This is a genomic window from Candidatus Micrarchaeia archaeon (genome assembly GCA_041653315.1).
GTDB lineage: Archaea > Micrarchaeota > Micrarchaeia > Anstonellales > JAHKLY01 > JAHKLY01.
This window is the reverse complement of record JBAZFO010000006.1, coordinates 23,797-42,695: the sequence shown is the minus strand read 5'-3', so window position 1 is coordinate 42,695 and position 18,899 is coordinate 23,797. Positions and strand designations below refer to the sequence as shown.

The 18,899-nt window shown below is 54.7% G+C and carries 26 protein-coding genes; all 26 read left to right on the top strand.

The window, feature by feature from the left end; all coding sequences use genetic code 11:
* Positions 1–541 precede the first annotated feature (541 nt).
* The 26 genes from WC356_02430 (at position 542) to WC356_02305 (ending at position 18,888) form a co-directional block, all read left to right on the top strand.
* Positions 542–670, top strand: coding sequence for a hypothetical protein (locus WC356_02430; protein ID MFA5381995.1), 129 nt, complete (start codon positions 542–544; stop codon positions 668–670).
* A gap of 1 nt (position 671) precedes the next feature.
* The gene (locus WC356_02425; GenBank protein MFA5381994.1) at positions 672–1,163 is read left to right on the top strand and encodes a hypothetical protein; all 492 of its coding nucleotides are present in this window, start codon (positions 672–674) and stop codon (positions 1,161–1,163) included.
* Positions 1,164–1,544: 381 nt separating this feature from the next.
* Positions 1,545–2,147, top strand: coding sequence for a hypothetical protein (locus WC356_02420; protein ID MFA5381993.1), 603 nt, complete (start codon positions 1,545–1,547; stop codon positions 2,145–2,147).
* An 80-nt stretch (positions 2,148–2,227) separates the two neighbouring features.
* Positions 2,228–2,410, top strand: coding sequence for a hypothetical protein (locus tag WC356_02415; protein ID MFA5381992.1), 183 nt, complete (start codon positions 2,228–2,230; stop codon positions 2,408–2,410).
* Positions 2,407–2,730 (top strand): hypothetical protein, encoded by a 324-nt coding sequence (locus tag WC356_02410; GenBank protein MFA5381991.1) that lies wholly within the window; start codon positions 2,407–2,409, stop codon positions 2,728–2,730. The genes WC356_02415 and WC356_02410 overlap by 4 nt, the downstream gene beginning before the upstream one ends.
* Before the next feature lie 162 nt (positions 2,731–2,892).
* Positions 2,893–3,246, top strand: coding sequence for a dATP/dGTP diphosphohydrolase domain-containing protein (locus WC356_02405; protein ID MFA5381990.1), 354 nt, complete (start codon positions 2,893–2,895; stop codon positions 3,244–3,246).
* Positions 3,247–3,409: 163 nt separating this feature from the next.
* Positions 3,410–3,913, top strand: a complete 504-nt coding sequence (locus tag WC356_02400; GenBank protein ID MFA5381989.1) for a helix-turn-helix domain-containing protein — start codon at positions 3,410–3,412, stop codon at positions 3,911–3,913.
* A complete protein-coding gene (locus tag WC356_02395) occupies positions 3,910–4,605 on the top strand; it encodes a hypothetical protein (GenBank protein MFA5381988.1) in 696 nt (231 codons plus the stop codon). The genes WC356_02400 and WC356_02395 overlap by 4 nt, the downstream gene beginning before the upstream one ends.
* A 124-nt stretch (positions 4,606–4,729) precedes the next feature.
* Complete coding sequence (locus WC356_02390; GenBank protein MFA5381987.1) at positions 4,730–4,924, top strand: hypothetical protein; 195 nt, start codon at positions 4,730–4,732, stop codon at positions 4,922–4,924.
* Positions 4,912–5,184, top strand: a complete 273-nt coding sequence (locus WC356_02385) for a helix-turn-helix domain-containing protein (GenBank protein ID MFA5381986.1) — start codon at positions 4,912–4,914, stop codon at positions 5,182–5,184. Before WC356_02390 ends, WC356_02385 begins: the two co-directional genes overlap by 13 nt.
* 3 nt (positions 5,185–5,187) lie before the next feature.
* Positions 5,188–5,535: a DUF3850 domain-containing protein gene (locus WC356_02380; GenBank protein MFA5381985.1), complete on the top strand. Its 348-nt coding sequence runs from the start codon at positions 5,188–5,190 to the stop codon at positions 5,533–5,535.
* 56 nt (positions 5,536–5,591) lie between these two features.
* On the top strand, positions 5,592–6,116 hold the full coding sequence (locus tag WC356_02375; protein MFA5381984.1) for a hypothetical protein: 525 nt from the start codon (positions 5,592–5,594) through the stop codon (positions 6,114–6,116).
* A 134-nt stretch (positions 6,117–6,250) separates the two neighbouring features.
* Positions 6,251–6,436, top strand: a complete 186-nt coding sequence (locus WC356_02370) for a hypothetical protein (protein ID MFA5381983.1) — start codon at positions 6,251–6,253, stop codon at positions 6,434–6,436.
* Between the two features lie 366 nt (positions 6,437–6,802).
* Positions 6,803–7,027 carry a KTSC domain-containing protein gene (locus WC356_02365; GenBank protein ID MFA5381982.1) on the top strand — a complete coding sequence of 75 codons (225 nt, stop codon included), beginning with the start codon at positions 6,803–6,805 and terminating at the stop codon, positions 7,025–7,027.
* Positions 7,028–7,539: 512 nt separating this feature from the next.
* Positions 7,540–9,009, top strand: a complete 1,470-nt coding sequence (locus tag WC356_02360; protein ID MFA5381981.1) for a hypothetical protein — start codon at positions 7,540–7,542, stop codon at positions 9,007–9,009.
* 106 nt (positions 9,010–9,115) lie between these two features.
* A complete protein-coding gene (locus WC356_02355; protein MFA5381980.1) occupies positions 9,116–9,310 on the top strand; it encodes a hypothetical protein in 195 nt (64 codons plus the stop codon).
* A complete protein-coding gene (locus tag WC356_02350; GenBank protein ID MFA5381979.1) occupies positions 9,291–9,512 on the top strand; it encodes a hypothetical protein in 222 nt (73 codons plus the stop codon). Before WC356_02355 ends, WC356_02350 begins: the two co-directional genes overlap by 20 nt.
* A 7-nt stretch (positions 9,513–9,519) precedes the next feature.
* A complete protein-coding gene (locus WC356_02345; GenBank protein MFA5381978.1) occupies positions 9,520–11,499 on the top strand; it encodes a hypothetical protein in 1,980 nt (659 codons plus the stop codon).
* A complete protein-coding gene (locus tag WC356_02340; GenBank protein ID MFA5381977.1) occupies positions 11,499–11,822 on the top strand; it encodes a hypothetical protein in 324 nt (107 codons plus the stop codon). The genes WC356_02345 and WC356_02340 overlap by 1 nt, the downstream gene beginning before the upstream one ends.
* 89 nt (positions 11,823–11,911) lie before the next feature.
* Positions 11,912–12,961 carry a hypothetical protein gene (locus tag WC356_02335; GenBank protein ID MFA5381976.1) on the top strand — a complete coding sequence of 350 codons (1,050 nt, stop codon included), beginning with the start codon at positions 11,912–11,914 and terminating at the stop codon, positions 12,959–12,961.
* A 15-nt stretch (positions 12,962–12,976) separates the two neighbouring features.
* Entirely contained in the window at positions 12,977–13,990 is a 1,014-nt protein-coding gene (locus tag WC356_02330; GenBank protein ID MFA5381975.1) for a hypothetical protein, read from the top strand.
* A gap of 56 nt (positions 13,991–14,046) precedes the next feature.
* A complete protein-coding gene (locus WC356_02325; GenBank protein MFA5381974.1) occupies positions 14,047–14,796 on the top strand; it encodes a hypothetical protein in 750 nt (249 codons plus the stop codon).
* 58 nt (positions 14,797–14,854) lie between these two features.
* Positions 14,855–15,988, top strand: a complete 1,134-nt coding sequence (locus tag WC356_02320; GenBank protein MFA5381973.1) for a hypothetical protein — start codon at positions 14,855–14,857, stop codon at positions 15,986–15,988.
* A gap of 15 nt (positions 15,989–16,003) precedes the next feature.
* Positions 16,004–16,702 carry a hypothetical protein gene (locus WC356_02315; protein ID MFA5381972.1) on the top strand — a complete coding sequence of 233 codons (699 nt, stop codon included), beginning with the start codon at positions 16,004–16,006 and terminating at the stop codon, positions 16,700–16,702.
* Positions 16,703–16,896: 194 nt separating this feature from the next.
* A complete protein-coding gene (locus tag WC356_02310) occupies positions 16,897–17,619 on the top strand; it encodes a hypothetical protein (GenBank protein ID MFA5381971.1) in 723 nt (240 codons plus the stop codon).
* A 3-nt stretch (positions 17,620–17,622) separates the two neighbouring features.
* Positions 17,623–18,888 (top strand): hypothetical protein, encoded by a 1,266-nt coding sequence (locus WC356_02305; GenBank protein MFA5381970.1) that lies wholly within the window; start codon positions 17,623–17,625, stop codon positions 18,886–18,888.
* The last annotated feature ends 11 nt before the right edge of the window (positions 18,889–18,899 follow it).

Here is an 18,899-nt window from a genome sequence, read left to right as displayed (position 1 = left end):
CACCAGACCAACGGATTGACTATCCTCTTGTCTGATTCCGGGCTGTGCTGGGCGTGGGTTTTGGGTGCTTCGACCGGCTAACCCTGCCCGCGCTGGTCTGGTGGCAGGCTCAAGGGTATTCCGACCCATAGATCAAAACCCATAGGGTGACTCCTATACCCCCGTGTCTATTAATGTCCTACCCGGCAAAGATTGCATACATTCCATTGACCCATATTAACACATGTTAAGGTTTACCCCCCCCGTCACTTCTCTGATTTCCTAAAAATTTTCAGTCAGAAAATCTTTCCATTTCCCATAAAACCCTTATGTGCTCTACGTTTCAAGGTGACAAAACTCGTGTCATTTCCTGGATATTACTATGCTACATTTCGCCTCTCCCCCACCTTGCTCTATCTCTCCCGAGTAACCAATCCTCCCTCCGCGCTTTAACAATCCCACAATCATCATTAATTCAGCATGAATGTTGACATTTCTCTTGACATTATGTCGGTATGGCATAGTATAGCGACATGGTTACTTGCCCACCTGCGGTGCCGGGTTGAGTACTCGTGCTGAGGGCCAGCCGGCAGTTTTTGGTTTTTCCACCTGGGAGGGGTTGAGGGCCTGCGGCGCTTACCCCCCGGTAGCAGCGCAGTTCATCAAGGCGTACATGGAGATTGAGCGATAACATGGAAAATCTATTAACCCGTGTCCAGGAAATCAAATTAAACAGGGTTCATTTTGCTCATTGTGAGGATGTTACCGACCTACTTCATAATGCCCGCGCTGAGATTGTAAAAGAGTTGATTGAGAATTTGGGTGAGCGGGCTCTTTTGAAAATTACCACATCCGCCATGGGTGAACGGGCATGGGAAGATATTTATAAATATCCGGCAAACTGGTGGGAAGCGGTGAAATTGCGTTGGGCTCCATGGTGGTTGATCCTGCGCCACGGGCCACCTTCTTTTTGGAGAACGCAAGACCTTTCTCTTTTCCCTTGGATAGTTTGGAAGGTGCGCCTTTGGCTGTGGGGGCTTTATTGGCCTGTTCGGTATACCAGAGTAAAGTTCGAGATTGATGTCATCTACCCGAACCTGAAAATATCGCTACCAGAGCATGCTCATAGATTGGTTTACCGGCAGTTTGTGATGCCGCCAAGCTGGCCGAAAGGCGAAGATTGATATGACCCAAGATGAGTTAATTTACGGCGGCAATATCATCACCATCATCTTGGATTAAGAAGGAGAGGTAACGAGTTATGCGACCGGGCTGGCTGAAGTGTGAGGGGTGCTTGTTCTGTAGTAGGCCAAAGCCGCCAGATGGCGATGATTTATGGCCCGATGAAATAAAGAATCTGCATTTTTGTTCATTATCTTCCCGGGCGGTGCAGGTTAAGCCGGAGAACTTCTGTGGGTCATGGGTCTGTCGGCGGTGCCTGCAGCCGTGGAATTTATGGAGTTGTGTTGGCTTTACGGACCACTTCACCTGCGGTGAGGTTGGGAATCATGCGGATCCGGCTAACGCCAACCTCCCTCCTTCACCTGGTAAGGCGCCGGCAGGGCATGGGGACTGAGCGGGTGAGCATCATCAAGTCCATCTCGTTTGACCAGGACGAGATATTGCAGAACATTGTGGCGCTGCATACCGGCCCGATTCAAGCGGACGTAACCTTTGGGTCCGGCTGCTTTTATAAGAAGTCTCTCCCCCGGCCAGAACTTTGCTTCGATTTGGCACCACGGAAGCCTGGGGTGATTGCCGCGGACGCCTGCCGGCTGCCCCTCAAGGATGGTTGTCTGAACTCTGTGATGTTCGACCCGCCATTTATGGCGTGCACTGGCCCCGGGGCGTCGCTTAAGGCCCGGTTTGGTGAGATTGTGGGCACCATACAGGACTTGTGGAATTTTTATCATGCGGCGATGTACGAAATTCGGCGGGTACTGAAGCCGGGAGGATACCTGGTTTTTAAGTGTCAGGATGGAGTGCTGAGTGGAGTTAATAACTTTACCCATGTCAAAGTTGCGAATCAGGCGATAGCGATGGGGTATATTCCCAAGGATATTTTTATCCTCCTGGCGACGCACCGGATGAGAGACCCAAACCATAAGCGGCAGGTACATGCGAGGAAATATCATTCGTACTTCTGGGTATTCAAAAAGAGGAAATAATCCATGCTCACCTGGCTCATCGAGGAAGTAATAGTGGCGGTGATCATGTGGTGGTGGATAGAAATAAGGAGGGAGAAGTAATGACAGATCGTGAACGGCTTGAAGAGTTTTTAAATAAGGCGGGGGTGGTGTTTGAAAGTCAAGATAATTTTATAGAAGTTGATTCCGACGATGGCCCTAAGAACGAAGGATATTCAGGGTTCTATACAATTTTTCGGTTTGACGAATCTGGTGTTTTAGAATCTATGGGTGCATACGAATGATAAAGATTCCAGATAAGATCAATATTATGGGTCACACTTACGATGTAGTGTTCGACCCGATATTAAGTGCTGAAAGGGATTGTTCTGGAGAAATTCACTATCGTACTCAGAAGATAGCTTTACAACCCGACGTAACTGGTGACCCAAGGCACAGGGAAGCAATAGAATACTCTTTTTTCCATGAATTTGTTCACGGTGTTCTTCATTCCATACGACACGAATTGCAGAACGACGAGGTGTTTGTGTCAAACTTCGCCAGGGTACTGTATCAATCTCTCCGTGATGCGGGGATGTTGGTGGGGGATAAGGTAACAACGTGAAAGACGGCGAATGTTTCTTCCACCTGTGCGCCCATGCGAGTTACAAGGATGGCGTGGCCCTGTACTGCAGTAAGGCACAATCGGCAATCCTCAAGATTTACCGGTGCCCGCTCGGGTATTGGGAGAAGGATAGGGCGGGTATGCCTGTTAATATGGCGGTGAATGATGGGTGAAGAGAACCGGGGTGACCGGCACAACGCTGGCAAGTTACGGTACGACCTCATCTCTCCCCTGGCTCTGCGGAACATTGCGGAAGTATATACCCATGGCTGTCAAAAATATGACGCCAGAAATTGGGAGAAGGGGTTGCCGTTTATGGAGGTTTTCGCCTCACTGCAACGTCACGCTTGGGCTTGGGCGGCGGGGGAAAATTTGGATACTGAGAGCGGCCTGCCCCACATGGCGCATGTTGCTTGGAACGCCATGGCAATTCTTCATCTGGCAGTAACGAAGCCGGGCATGGATGATCGGGTATCGCTACCCCATCCTGCCGAGGGACTGCACACCCATGAGTAACGCCGACCTACTCTACCACTGCCCAGTTTACAACGCTGATCATCTTACCCCACCTTGCGGGAAAAACCTGGAGCGGATTGAGCGGATTAAGGTATCAACGAACCCTTGTGCCCGGACCATCCCCTGGGGGTTGGAAAAATGTGTGGAGTGCCGGGGTGAGCGGTTGGAGAAGAAGGGTATGCCATTTGAGGATGATATTCCGCGGATTACAGAAGAGGTCCTACATGCCATTACGCACCTCGGGGCCCCGACGCAGCATGAGATAGCGGCGCACCTGGACAGGGCGGTATCCACGGCCAATCAGCAGGTCAAACTTCTGATGGAGGTCGGGAAGATTATTCAGTTGGAAGGCCCCCGACCATACCGCTACCAGCTTGCCGGCCAATCAAAACCGAAACAGGAGGAAGCCGTACCGATGCCCATAGTTTCCAAGACTGAACCCCTGGCCACTCCTTGCAATAATGAGGTCAAGCCTGAGAAGCCTCCTAAGACCGAATCGCCGGTTACACCCGTGAATGGCCTCCCGAAAGAGATCAAACTACCGACTGTCGGGAAGAACCGGGAGCTATTCGAGGCGATCTATGCGGAGGCTGAAGAACAGGATCGCCCTTTGAGCAACCAGATAATCCGCTTGCTGAAGATAGCTATGAAGGAGATGGGGAAGTGATCACGGCACACCTAACCGTCCGCAATTTGGAAGAGGCGTGGATCACGGTCATGCGGGAGATCATGCATCGGGGCCGGGAGTACCGGAAGGATGACAGTACCCGGGCCGGGATGTTGAGGAAGGCCTTGGATTTTGTGAGCGTCGAGATCACCCACCCGGAGGACCGCCCGTTGGTGCCCTTGAGCAAGCCGGGGTGCGTGTCGCTGTGCAACGAGGAAGATGCGGAGCGGTACTTGTTGGAGAAGTTGTATACCGACGCACCTCCGGCACCGAACGAGGCGTACACCTACGCCCAATGGCTGATGCCGGGGATAAGGTACACGACGGATAGGTACGCCCAGGGCGGGTTTTATACGCAAAAGGCGACGATGGCGGTGGGGAATGTGTTCGATGATATGTGGAAGTGTGCTGGCGATCAGTCCATCCCGTGCCTCCGCATGATCGACACCCGGATTATCAATGAGAGCGGGGTTGACCGGCTGCATTACTACATTGTATTCCGCTGCTGGAACTGGTTTGGAGCATTCAGCCTTGAAATGTCCGGCTTCCAGATGTTGAAGGAAGTCCATTGCGTTCTGATCTCTGAGGCGGCGGGGAAAGAGGTGGTGCCTGGGCCGACTGTGGCGATTTCAAAAGACGTGCATTGCAATGAGATAGAGTGGGACGCTGCCCGTGCATGGCTGGGGGAGTAGACCACATCCCAAAATGCACCAGGCGCATTGGCCGGGGCGCAAGGTGAGGGGTTGGCAGTAAGGCTGAGTCCGGGAGAAGGTGGGTAGTCTGGACATCTGAGAAGGTCGGGAAGGAGAAAAGGTAATGCGGAAATTCACTGATCCAAGAGTCTTGCGATATTTTCTGGCCATGGCGAGAGCACAGTTTGGTCCCAAGACTTATTCCCCCAAGCGACGGGCCTATACGAACTTTAATCGTACCCAGGAATGCATCCGGCGCCTTAGATTCATCGAGCGGCACGGGACGGCGCCTGGTGGGGGGCCGGTATGGCAGGGATAAAAACCTTCGGCACCACCGCCCGCTCCATCCGGGAATCCGCCGGCATCTCGCTCCGGACACTGGCGAAGGTGCTTGACTACTCAGCCGCCTATGTCTCGGCAATCGAGTTAGGCTTCAGGAACCCGCCCGGGAACGAATTGGTAGTTGCCACCTGGGCTGAGGCTATCGGGGCGGATGTGGTGGACATGGTGGAGCTCGCGGCTCAGGGGCGGCCGAGGCCATGCAGGGATTGCCCTATTTCCTCAAACCATAAGGAGTAACCGATGTCTGAACGCATTCGCAAAGTGGTCCACAGTCTGAAGACCTGGCCGGAGTTCTTTCAGCTCACCTTGAACGGTAAGAAGAAGTTTGAGCTTCGCCGGAATGACCGGGACTACCGGGTGGGGGACGAACTGTTGCTGAAGGAGTGGGACCCGGAGGTTTACAGGGGTCGTTGTGAAATAGGTTTTTCTGATGATGAAGAATCTGTTCAGTTTTCCTACACTGGCCGGGAGGTCATTGTCAGGGTGAACTACATCATGCCAGCCGACCAGATCCACGCCATCATGGGCGGCTCTCATATTTATGAACCGCCCGACTACATCATTATGTCGGTCAGTCTTATCCCTTAACCCCCAGGAGGCCACCGGCGCCAGGCGAGAGTCGAAGACGGTTCCAGGAGAAGATTATGGTAGAGAATCAGCAAGAAACCGCTCTTCCTGAATGGCAGAGCCATAAGCGAGTTCGGGCGGATAAGATCGTCGCTTCGGTATCAGAATCGCCGTCCATGACCGGTCATTGGGACCTGGAATGTGGAGAGTCGGTCCCTGTAAGCCTTCACTTGGCTCACCGGGTCCCGGAGGGTGTGAACCCTGTAGGTGGTTATTATGTTCTATACGAGGACGGCTATGAATCCTGGTCGCCGGCCAAGGCATTCGAGGCAGGGAATGTCAAGATGTTGGGCGAAGATGCTCCTGCTCCCCCTCCTTCTTATCCGTACCCTGGCTCTATGGCTGACATCAATCATCGCTTTACTTACCACGCCCCCAAGGAGGGCCAGCCAGCCAAGTATGATCTTCTGCGCTCTCATGCTCGCGCCCTGGCCCAAAACATCAATAATCTTTGTTCTGAGAGCAGGGAGAAATCCTTGGCTTTAACGAAACTTGAAGAAGCGATCATGTGGGCCAACGCCAGTATCGCCAGGAACGAATAAAGGAGGTGGTTCTGATGCGCGGCAAAAAGAAAGGCGGCTGTTAGGTAGGCTGGATAGCTGATTCGGAATTTAGATACCGGGGTCCGGGCCGGGTCTAACCTCACTCGGACCCCACCTTGATAAGGAGGCGCACCATGGTCCACTGGTTCTGGTTGGTGATCGTAGCGGTAGCAGTCTTCACCCTGGGCTTTATGGGGGCGATATGTCTTGCGGCTGGAGCGGCTGAGGATGCGTACCGGGCGGGGTTCGTGGAGAGCGAAGCGTTGGGCCACGCTTCCGGGTTCCAGGACGGGCTCAAAGAGATGCAGAGGGTCGGGTGATGGTAATGTGTGAACCAACGTGTACGGAGTTCAAGGGTGGCACGATCAACCATTGGGTGTGCCGGTACTGGTTCTTTCCTCACCCTGACACGGGCAACCCCAAAGCCGGAGAGCCGTTGTGTCGGTTGGGCCGAAAGTGTCCGAGTCAGGGTCAACGGGTGGCTCAAAGGGCAGATAATGACAATGATGGCGAGCCCGATTAATGGCCTCCCTTACTCATCCCGACATCATCGGCTGGCCCCCGTACTTTCTCATCGAGGGCGATAAGCCATTGGCCGAAAACAAGCAGTTGATTGACGAGATTATGAAAGAAGATTTCATTTTCTACCTGATAGAACCATGGGACATGATCAAAGGAAAATGTTGATGCCTGCTGACAAAGTGATCCTATACGCTGTAACCTCATCGAACATCCACTCCATCGGGTACGACCCCCAGGCACAGGAGCTTCATATCCAGTTCACCAGCGGTTCCTACTATATATACCGTGATGTGTCCCTGGAAACTTATGAGGCCTTCCGGGCGGCCAAGTCGGTAGGCAAGTATTTCATGCAGAATATCCGGAATATTTACGAGGGGGTGAAGTCATGAGTTGCACCGGCTGTTTTTGGGCGGAAGAGGGGGAATGTTTACAGGGTGAGGATACCACTCAGGAAAATTGTCCGATCTATGCGAGTCGAATAGACGCCATGACCGGTCAACCGCTCGGACCTCTCCACCCGGCTCCGGAGCCGACCCCCGAGCAGTTATTAATGGCTTCTGTCAGCCGCCATGACCGGGGAGTTGAAGATTAGAAGGCAAAATAAGCGGGGATAAGCTCAATGGGTAGAGGCCGACCTTCCCGGTCGGTGGTTCCGGGTTCGAGACCCGGTCCCCGCTCACAACATAAATAACAGATACATTATCTATAAATACGATTTACCGATATCACACCTCTCTTCCCTCCCCCATGTAGTACCCAAATACCTTCATATCAACGTAATAATACCGTTTCCCACGCCTCAACATATTGTCAACTATATTGCTAACACAATTCACAACAAAATGACATTCTGATAATTTTACCCCTTGTAATTTCCATTTATTTGTTGCCAACTTACAATATGGCAGAAGTAAAATGGTTATTCGGGCCGACTTCATTATCATACATTCATTCTACGGCCCAAATTAACGCATTATTCGGCCCTCCAGGTGCCCATAAAACTTTTGCGTCCATTCAAGCTATCTTAGCCCATCAGCAACGATGTAAGCAAAGCATCAGGGTTGCTATCATTCGTGATACCTTGGAGAACATCAGAATTTCAGTGGTTCCATCTTTCTATGAATTTTTCCAAGCCGATACCAGTTATGTGCATTTCAAGAATGAGAACAAGGAATGCCGCATTGACCTGGCTGGCGGCTTCCATATCGACATTGATCTCTTCGGTTGTAACGACCCTTCCGATCTGCAGCGTCTACAAGGTGCTTCATCCTGGTCTTTGATCTGGATTAATGACCCGGCCCCCATGACTGAGAAGGGTAATGCTGGTGTGCCGGAAGTGGTTTATGATCACGCCGCTTACCGTTCCACTCGCCGCTCAGGTACACCCAGCCGGCTCCAAGTTGACATGAACTATGCCGAGGAAACCCACTGGACTTATCGGCGCCTCATCTTGGAACCCGATATCGACCCGGAAGCGCCTCTGATCGTCAAGCGGGTATTCAGAGTTACTTATGACGAAATGCAGGCCCTCAATGAAGAAGCCATGCAGATGGCGAAACGGGTCTTTTCGCATGATGAAACGGCTAGGGCGCGCTATGTCGAAGGTAAATTTGCCGAGTTCAAGCCAGGTAAAGAGGTGGCCCCCGGGTATAAGCGGGACATTCACCTTTGCCCCTCGGAAATCTGGCCTTCCCCCGGCCTGACTTGCTTTGCGGGTTTTGACGGATGGCATAATCCGTCGTGCGTTCTAGGCCAAATCACTACAGAAAACCGTCTGATTTACATCGACACGGTGCGGGCGGAAGGGACTGACATTGCGACTCTCTTGGAAACTCAGGTTGGCCCTCTTCTGAGAAGCCCCAAGTGGAATAACAAGTGGAGGTCTTGGCGGATTTGCGGTGACCGCAGTATCGGTAACCGAGACCAAGGAAATTACAGCCATTCTCCTGCTCAAGATATTGAGAAGTTCTTCACGCAGTTCGGCCACGGGATTTACAAGCCCCGGTTTGAGGGCGGCCCGGTCACCTGGTCGGAAATTGAGCGCACTTTCAATTATTGGCTTATTCACCGGAGCCCTTCCAATGCTCCGATGGTCTATCTGTCGGCCACCAACCATCTTCTGGATAAGGGGCTCAATGGGGCTTGGCACTTCAAGATCGACAATTCTGGAAACATCGTAGGGACGGAGCCCCAGAAGACAGAAATCAGCCACACGATGGACGCATGGGCCAATTCGGTCTGCGTGTGTCTTGGGAAGGTTGGCCGGCAGGGTCTTGACCGGGGCGCCATGGCCCGGCAGAACGCCAAATGGCGCAAAGTTGCCAATAGTTATGCGGTGCAGGGAGGTAGACAACATGCGGCGACCCGCTAAAGGATGGACGCCAACCAACGTGGGGAACCGCCTCAAGATGGAAGAGGCCGGGTTCCAACGGTGGCGTCCTCATACTTTTTTTGAAGGATGGAACGGGGATGGAACCATGCGGACCCGAGAAGGGTTCAAGAACACTCTGACCGATCAAGAGATTACGCCCCCTGCAGGTTGGAACGCCGATCTTGGCAACCTTGACCACGGCGACATAGCCTGCGTCCAGCATTCCGGGGATGCCTACAGGGAAGGGTGGGAGAGGATCTGGGGACAAAAGGAGAATCAGGATGCCATTAAAACCGGGTAAATCGAAAAAAGTTGTGTCGGAGAACATTTCCGAGTTCCACGGCGGCAAAACATTTGAGCATACCAAGGCAAAGTTTGGGAAAGAGGCCGCCGATAAGCAGGCCGTGGCTGTGGCCCTGAATGAGCAGCGGAAATCAGGCGGCGGCGGCAAGCCTTCCGGTATGACCGTGCTCCCTTCTGAAAAAATTAAGCACCTGAAATAGGCGACCAATGGCCCTTCAAGAAGACCTCCCGGCCAGCAGCATCAGCGAGCCGAAGCAGATGGACCCGAAGGAACAGGCCGAACGGGAAGAGGCTGCCAGCGCCTATGCCGGCGAGTCCCCTGGCCACTTCGTGGACTACTGCATGGACTGCGTTGATACCTCCGTCAAGGCCATGCTGGATATTCGCCGAATGCAGGAAGAGTGCTGGCGCATCTTCAATGAAGAGGAACCGGACAACTGGGCCATGAAGGAGATGTGGCAGTCCAAGATCACCTACCCCAAGCCCAACAAGTACGTCAGGACGGGACAGGCCCTGGCCCGAACTGCCTTCGATGTAGATTTCCTCGCCATTGAGAATGAGAGGGACCCGGAGGCGGTCGATTTTTGGTCTCAGTTCATGGGCTTGATGGTGACCCGGAACTACGCCAATTTTCCGACTAAATTTGCGGATGCAACCGCCATGGCCCTGGCCATCGGCACTTCCCTGGAAGTTATGCCCTATTGGGAATCAGGCAAAGGCCTGAAGCTGGATCTACTAAACCCGGAGAATATCCACCGTGATCCTATCGCCGCCAGCCGTGAGCCCTGGTCGGGGCGTTATTGGGTCCACCAGGAATGGCAGGCGTATTCAGAACTCAAAAAGGGCGAGAAAGCTGGCATCTATAAGAACATTGAAGATTTCGGCATTGGCGGCGGCTGGCTCACTGACTCGAATCTTACCGAGGAAGAGATTGCCCGGCGCAAGAACATGATCCATGTCCAGGGCAAGTACAACAATACGGTAATGGTTTCGGAGTTCTGGGGCAAGGTGCTCTCCCCGAGAGGGGAAGAACTGCTCAATAGCGCGAGATACACTGTGGCCGGCGGCCAAGTGATCAGGGCTCCCGAGTCAAGCCCTTATCCCACCATCCGCTGGCCTGGGGTAGGGTTTAGCGCCCTCCCCAACCTGCGCCGTTTTGATGGCCGCGGCTTACTCCAAGGGATCAGGAGCCTGTGGTACTTCGCCAACAATTTGCTCTCTCTCCATGCGGACAATCTGAATTGGGTGGTCAACCCTATGACGGAGATGAATACCGATGCCCTGGTGAACCCCATGGACAACGATGTGTTCCCTGGCAAGACTCAGTTGACCTACCAGACCGCTAACGGCCAGCCGGTAACCCGGACCATTGAGCGTAACACCCGGAACAACGACATCCTCGCCATGCTGGCCAAGGCCGACATGATCATGGACGATGGCAGCGGGATAAGCGCCACGATTCAAGGAAACCCTGGATATCGCTCTCAAATAACCAAAGGTGAAGCGGCCCAGAACCTGGACCAGAGCAACACCCTCATGGGCTCCATTGCGGCAGACATTGAAGACGGGGCACTGAATGTTATCACCGCCATGGCCGAAACGATACGGGTCAATATGACTTTTGATGAGCTACGGCAGTGGTTCCCGGAGTTCGCCCAGAAATATCAGGTGCCGGTGTCGGAGCAGTTTCCTACCGGACTGAACTTGCCGAAACTGACCAGCGGGAATTTCAAGATCGCTGGCATTTCGGCTTTTATGAAGCACCAGGAGAATTTGAGGAACTTGAAGGATATGGAAGAGATGTTCCAGCCCAATAGCGTATTCTTGCCTTTCCTCAAGCCATACCCGTATCTGAAAGCTCGGGTGAAGTATACCAATTTGGTTGACATCGGAGTGCTGATTTCACAAGAACAGGCCGATCAGATCGACCAGCAACAGCAACAGCAGCAAGAGGCGACTATCCAGCAAGAGCAGCAGCAGCTTGAGATTCAGACTCAAGTGGCGGCGGCGGAAGCGGCGAAGCATGCGGCTGGGGCCGATAAAGCTGCGGCGGAGGCTGAGGCTAATCTTTCCCAGGCCGATCTATTTGCTGCCCAGGCGGGTCAAACAGATGCTCAGGCGGCCATGACGGCAGCCCAGCCGCCAGCGATGCCGGAAGGGATGCAACCACCTGAAGGAGCAATTTAATGAACGGGCATCAACCCATGGGCCGGGGTGTAGGGCCTGGTAGGTTCGATCAGGCCAGGGCTGCGGAGATTGAAGAGCAGGAAGTCGTTCAAGAGGCGATTCAATTTCAATCCGATCCAAACCTTGGTCCGGTGGTGAAATTGCTCATCCAGGAGATGGAGGCCACGATGCTCAGGATCTACATGGAGCACCCTGACGGCCAAGCCCAGACACGGCTTTTTAAGCAACTACAAATGCGAATCGACCCATCCACGGTGATCAAAAATTTAGTCAGGAAGCGGATGGGAGCACCACTTAGCGCCTTAGCCGACGCCGCCCCGTAAAGGGATACCGGTCCGGAAGACATAACCAGAGGGGTGCTTTAGGCCCCCTGGCGGCCCGCAAGGATACCCGCCAGAAAAGGAGATGCACCATGCCAGACCCAGAAGATCACGAACTGCCGGAAGGCGAAGAAGGTTCTGAAGGTGGCAGACTCACGCTAGCCCACCTGATGGATCACCCGGACGCAGACCCGAGCCTTGCGGCACCGCCCACCCCGGAAGAGGAAGCGGCGGCCGCAGAAGCAGACCGACAAGCTGCCCTGGAAGCAGAAACCCCAGAGCAGAAGGCCGAGCGGGAAGCAGCCGAGGCCGCAGCCAAGCCGCCCGAGTTTACGCCCAAACATAAAACTTGGGAAGAGACTGAGGGGGCTCGTGAAGAAGCGGAGCGCCGGATGCACGAGGCTACCACGAAAGCCGCCGAGGAAAAGGTTGCTCGTGAAACCCTGGAAGCAGAACTGGCAGAACTGAGAGCGGCCAAGCCGCCTGAGAAGGAGGAAGAACCTCCGGTCCCGCCAGCGACCCCGGAAGAACGCAAAAAGAAACTCTTCGAGGTTGCTCGTACCGCCAACAAGAAGGCCGTCGCTAAAATCCGGGAATTGGACACGCAAGACCCGGACTATGATGACCATGTTGCGGGTGCATGGGCCGAGGCCAACGCCGAAGCCCTGCTGGAATCAGGCATGGGTTCAACCGCTGGCCTGTCCAGGGAAGAGGTGTCAAACCTCGTTAAGGAACAGGTGAAGGCCGAGCGTGAAGCTGAGAAAGCGGCCAAGGCCGAACGAGATATCCAAGACGAATCCACCCGGGCGTACAACAAGGCCCTCGATCTGGCGAAAGCATCTGGTCTGGACATGGAAGAAGACTCAGCCGACCGCATCATGTTCGATGCTCTGGCTTCCAAGATGCCCAATGAGTTGAAGAATAAGGGCGTCGAGGCCATCCATGAGAAGGTGGATTGGGTCGTGGCCGGAGTCAAACAGAAGCTCGGCAGAGTCGTGGAACAAACCGAAGCGCAGCGCCAAGCTGCCCTTGCTAACCAAAACAGAAACCGGCCTCTTGGCAAAGGAGCAGACTTTTCCTCTTCCAAGGAGCCACTTAAACGTAAAACCCTTTCGGAGATTATGGACCAAATATCTCCGTAATTTTAGGAGGCCAATATGGCTGATGAACACCTTTGGACAGATTTAGGTGGCGGTTTGCTAGGAAATCATCAAATCGCTGATGACATGTTGACTGCTATGTATGGCGAATGTCGGGTTTCAGCTTTTGCGCGGCCCGTGCCGGGCGGCATGAAGAAGAACGCCGGCGACAATATCACCTGGTATCACAACCTGCCCATCCCGGACAGCCTGGACGGTAGCCTGGAAGAGACCGGAGAAATCCCGGTACGGATGCTCGCCTTCGGAAAGCGTTCCATGGACGTGACCGAGCATGGCGTCGCCTTGCAGTTCTCCCACAAGTTGGAGACTCTGTTCAAGTTCAAGATCGACCAGATTTTCAAAGAGCGCCTGGCACAGCATCAGGCCGAAACCATGGATAATGAGGCGACCCGGGACGGTTTCCTGTCTTCCGATGTGAAGATCGTGGCCACCCCCACCTCCCTGACCGGCCTGACCTTTGGCACGGGCGGCGCTCCGGTCGCCACCGCGGCAGCCCCCATGACCAAGGATCACGTCAAGAAGATCAGCGCCTATATGTGGGACACGATTCACGTCCCTTTCTACACCCGGCCCAGCAAGAAAGGCAATATCGGGAACCAGGGCGAAGGCGGCAACGACCATTACGTCTGTCTGTCGGCGGGCGGCAACATCGAAAACCTGTTGCTGGACCCCGATGTGGCGTCCTGGCAGAAGGCCATGGGCAAGGGCGACATGCTCTACCGGAACGAGCAGTGTAATCTCCACAACATTCGGTTCGTGCGGATCAACCGGCAGAACGCCTTTGCGGACGAGATCGACGACAACGGCCTCATCAGCGATGCCGTGTTCTTCGGCGCCGAAGCGGTAGCCTATGCCGAAGTGGAGACTCCTTCCCTGCGGATGCAACCCAACTGGGGTGCCCGGGGCGGCCTGCTTCACGCCATGTTCTGGTACGGTATATACAATTACGCTCCGTTCTGGAATTTTTCGGACGACGGTTTGGCTAAAATGATAAGGTTTTCAAGCCTTTAACCTTTTTTAAACTGAACCTTCGGTCATTAATATGACTCTGTAAGGAGAACCAAAATATGCCTACCAACGAAGTGATTAGCAGCCTGTTTGAAGTGCGGCCCAATGGTTACGACGATGGGGTGGTTACCGCCATTAGCCTCGTCGATGCTGCCGCGACGCTACATACTTATACCGCCAATTTCCCGTGCGCTCCCCTGTATGCGGGGTTCCAGGTTACCACCGCTTTTAATTACCCCACCGCGGTAAACGCCTTGGGCAAGTTGATTCTCTCGCTGCAGCCGGCTGGCATTCTTCAAATCGCCTTCACCGGTGGCACCGGCGCCCAGCCCCGTGCGGGAGAGATTGCCACTGGCGGGAATTCTGGGGCCATCGGTATCGTGAAGGCCATCGGTGGCACCTGGGGCATCAGTGGGGTGATTTATTTCAAGAGCCTTACCACCGCGACTACTACCACTGAGACGATTACCTTCTCCGGTGGCGGGTCTTGTTCCCGTGCGGTAGGTATCCCGTTGATCAGTTTCGATTTGGATGACGACTTGGCCGCTGGCTATCGCTATATGGCGAAACTGGCCAATATCCCGTCGGTCGGGACCTATCAGGGGCACGCCTTGCCTCCGTTGATGGCCCTTCATCCTGGCGATCAGTTGGTATGGACTTCCGCTCCAACGGCGACCGCTACTGGAGGGGCCGTGACCGGAGTTTATCAGCCGGTGCTCTTCATGCAGTATCGGGGTGAGAGCCTGGTGAACATGCCGTATTGGAGTGATATCACCGTAGCCAGCGACGGGATTTCTTCTGCCATGTAAATCTCTGGTGGGCCTTGGGGTTGACCTGGGGCCCATTTTGTAAGGAAGGAGAGATGTTATGCCTCGTGCTTTGATTGCATCTGATGTCGTGGTGGCTTGCACCCCGAGCGACATTAATATTTTTGAAAATGGATTTGGCAGAGAAGCTTATGCCTCCCTAACCTTTGGGGCTGGTGACGGCAGTCTGACTTATCCCACCAATGGAGTCCCCGCTCCTGCCCCCGGCAATTTCGGTATGAACATGCCGGTGCCTTACCGCTGGATGGATATTCGGCAACCGGGTGATGGCTACGATTACCGTTATGATTCGACCGCTCGGGCGGCCGACCCGGTAGCCCCTTACGGCACCATCCGGATTTTCCAAAGTGCCGGGTTTACCCCCGCTGGTACAGTAGCGGCTCCGGTGTTTTCTGGTACTCCCGCAGTGTTTGGAGAGAAGGTTTACGCGTACTCCCTCCAAAACCTCAAGGGGGCTGATGCGGATGTAGCGGATAGCGCAACCGTGGATCAGGCGGCCTTACCCACCAATTCGGCGGTCATTGATGCGGCAGCCGCTGTGGCAGCCGGGGCCTGGACGTATGGTGAGAACGCCGAGATTCCCAATTCCCGAAACGTCAACATTGTCTTACTGAACGACACGGGTGGCGATATTGTCATGGAAGAGGGCACCCTGTCTTTCCTGGTGACAGGCCTGTTCCGGGGGGCCGCCCAGACGGATACCATCACCTTTACCTTCGGGGCTGGGGACAAGACCATTGCTCATGCTCCCGATTACCGCTGGAAGTACGGGGTCAAACCTTTCGACCAGATAAGCAGCGTAGTGGCGACGGGCCTGACTGCCACTCAGGATGGCTTGAAGATTTCCGTGGGATTGGGGCGCTTGTTAGGCGTACCGGTTGAACCAGATGCCGGGTCTATTAATAACTTCATCAAGATCACCAAGAACAGTGCCGAACTGGCACCGGTGGCCTACAACGACACCAACAAGACCCTGGATGTTGGGGCCTTGAGCGACAACGATGATCTGGATATCGAGGTTGAGGTTGCCACCATCGGGGAGTCCTATACTCCCGCTGGCACCAACACTGCCCCGGCCTTCACTGGAACCGCTCGTGCTGCCGCTCCGATGGTTGAACTGGGCGCCGTGGCGGTCGGGGTTACGACCCTGCGTGTCCGGATAACTGGCAAATAAAGGAGTAATTACATCATGGCATTGAACAGAGCAAGACAGCAAACCAGAAAGCAGCGGGACCCGGACGACCCGACACAGATCCTGCGAACCAAGAAACATGGTGATGTCCGGGTTGCGGGCAAGTTTTGGATGGGCGGAACCGGGGTGCCGAAGATCATCATTTTGACCCCCGAGGGCGGCTATCGGTATGCTCGTGGAGGCTCCATCAAGAGTGAACAGGCATTGCGAGATGTCATCCCGGAAGGGGTGGAACTGGATAAAGCCCTGCATTGGTGGGCCAACAAGGATAACTGGCAGAAGACTGCCACTCGGAAAATCACCTTTGAGGACGGCACCGGTTATCCGGTCTATATGGATACTGGCGAATATGTTGAGGATGAGGACGCCCTGCAGAACTATTGGCCGGCAGACGGCCCGACCAAACATATCCTCTGGGGCGCCGTGGCAGCCCTGAACGCTCGCCGGGAGGCCAAGGTCGGCCAGAAGGTTGACCCGCAGCCTCCGGTAGCGGCGGTTGTAGCCCCTTCTCCTTCTCCCTCCCCCGATCCGGAGCCACCGGTTCCCGGATGGAAAAAGGCGTTGGAAGCCAGGCAAGCCAAAAAGGCAGAGCGCGACGCCAAAGATGCCATGCACCGGGAAATGGCCGAGATGGCCGAAGCAGGAGTGGCAGGAGTGGCAAAACTTGTTGGGGATGAAGCAGCCTCAATGGAGTAATCCATGTCCGACAGCGGAACCACTATCCGGGTCTGCCAAAATCCAGCGTGTCGCCTGGGGATGCCGCAATCTGACTATATCACGGGGCTCCTTTTCCCCGGGTCCGACAAACGCTGTCCTCAATGCGGGACCCCGTGGAAGGCCCGGCCAGCTTGGAAAGGCCAACCGCCTGACGGCTATGAGGAGGATTACGAATGAACCTGGGCCAGATGCAGGCTGAGTTGGGATACCTCATCAAGGATAATGGCACTCTGGCCTCATGGCTGGTTGGCTGGATTAACGATGCCATCCTGTCAGTGGCCACCGATTACGACTTGCCGCCTCTGGCCATGGTGACTCCTTATGAAATCGAGGTGGATACCACCGACTGGCTTTGGTCGCTCCCGGACTCCTTCCATAAGAACTTGTTCATGGCGAAACGGGTAAACTCGGATGGGTCAGCCTATCGCATTCACAATATCTATAAGAACTATCGTTACCTACTGAGCAAAGACCATACGATCACCGGAGATAATGTCCGGGAGCTCGCGGTTATCCCCCAGGGCCTTGACTTTATGCTGGGGGTTCACCCACTGGCAGAGGACATTCTGAACCTGTGGTTCTACCAAAAGCCCGCGGCCCTGGTCGATGCCAGCGATGTGTGCGACTGCATCCCGTTCAATTTCATCCCCCAGGTGATCTACCCCAAGATCATCATCAAGAACTACCAGTTTATTGTGGACCAGGTTACCGACTTCGCATTCACCGCTGGCCCCTTGCAATATTGGCAAGGGGAGTTGGCTAAGGGGCTTTTCGGCGCCCGTGGTCAGGGGACGGGGTTACTCGGGTATTTTCAGATCAATTTCCATCCGCCCCGGCGTACCGGTGGCAGAGACCCCATCGGGGGAAAACCTTACCACTATGGCTCAGGAATGTAGCCCATGAAGGCCTCCAAACCCATTACTGCCCTTGGCTTTAACGGGATGAATAATCTCCCTGAGATGCCGGGTAAGCTCCTGGACGATGAGCGTCGGATCACTCCTTCCTTCATCTTGAACGCTGAGGTGACGGACGGAGGGGTGCTTATTCAGCGTCAAGGGCATGCCAAGAAGATCACCTTACCTGGGGCACATAGTCTGTGGTCCGGGAGCGTGATGTTGGTGGTAGCGGCGGGGGTGCTTTACCGGGTGGAAGGGGTCACGGCCACGGCGATTGACACAGTGACCGGCCCCGACGCCCGGATGACTTACGCTGAGATCGACAATAAGGTTTTCATGTCCACCCCGTACTGGCAGGGGATTTTGTACCTCGATGATATGACGGTGCGGTCCTGGGGGGTAGCCCTCCCCCCGGCCCCGGAGGTCAGTATCGTCTCCGGCGACATGCCCCCTGGGACTTACATCCTGGCGTACACCCTGGCGGCATATGGCCGTATCGGTGGGAATGGGGGGCTGACTCAGGTAACTTTCGACGGCGCTCCCCAGGGAATTAAGCTGAATAACCTGCCCTCCGGTGCTCAGACCTGGGTTACTCATCCCAACGGGAAAGAACTATTCCTGGCGAACGTGGTGGGCGGGGTGGTCACGGGGCAAGTGCCCCAGGCAATACCTCTCCCCTCCTTCACCGTGGCCCCACCCCTGGGGTTCACTGACTTCTGCCAAGCCTTCGGTCGTATCTGGGGGTGTGCTGGGAAGAAGTTGTCCTACTCCGACCCTTTCCAGTACGAGTGGTTCCGGGTGAAGAATTACGTCCCCTTCCTTGAGGATCTGATCATGGTGGCCCCGGTTACCACGGGGCTGTACGCCAGTTCTTTCACCTCCACCTGGTATCTGGATGGAACGGAGCCCGGCAAGATGGTGATGAAGCGGGTGGGTGACGGGGCGGTCCCCGGTATGATGGTCATGGCAGAAATGCCAGTCAACATGGCGGGAGGGGCGGTGCTATCAACCATCTTCGCTACATCCTCAAAGATACCCACGCCGGTATGGATGTCGCCAACGGGTGTAGTTGTGGGGACCCATGGGGGGAACCTGACTCACCTTACGGAACACCGGCTGAGGATCGTGTCCCGAACCCAGGGGGCTAGCTTGTACCGGGTGCGAGAGGGTAGACCGCAGATCATCTTTTCGATAAGTGGGGTTCCGGTTGCAGCGGAGGATACTGAGATCGGGTTGATTCGTGAGAACGGGCAGTTATTCACTTCGTAAGATAGGAGAAA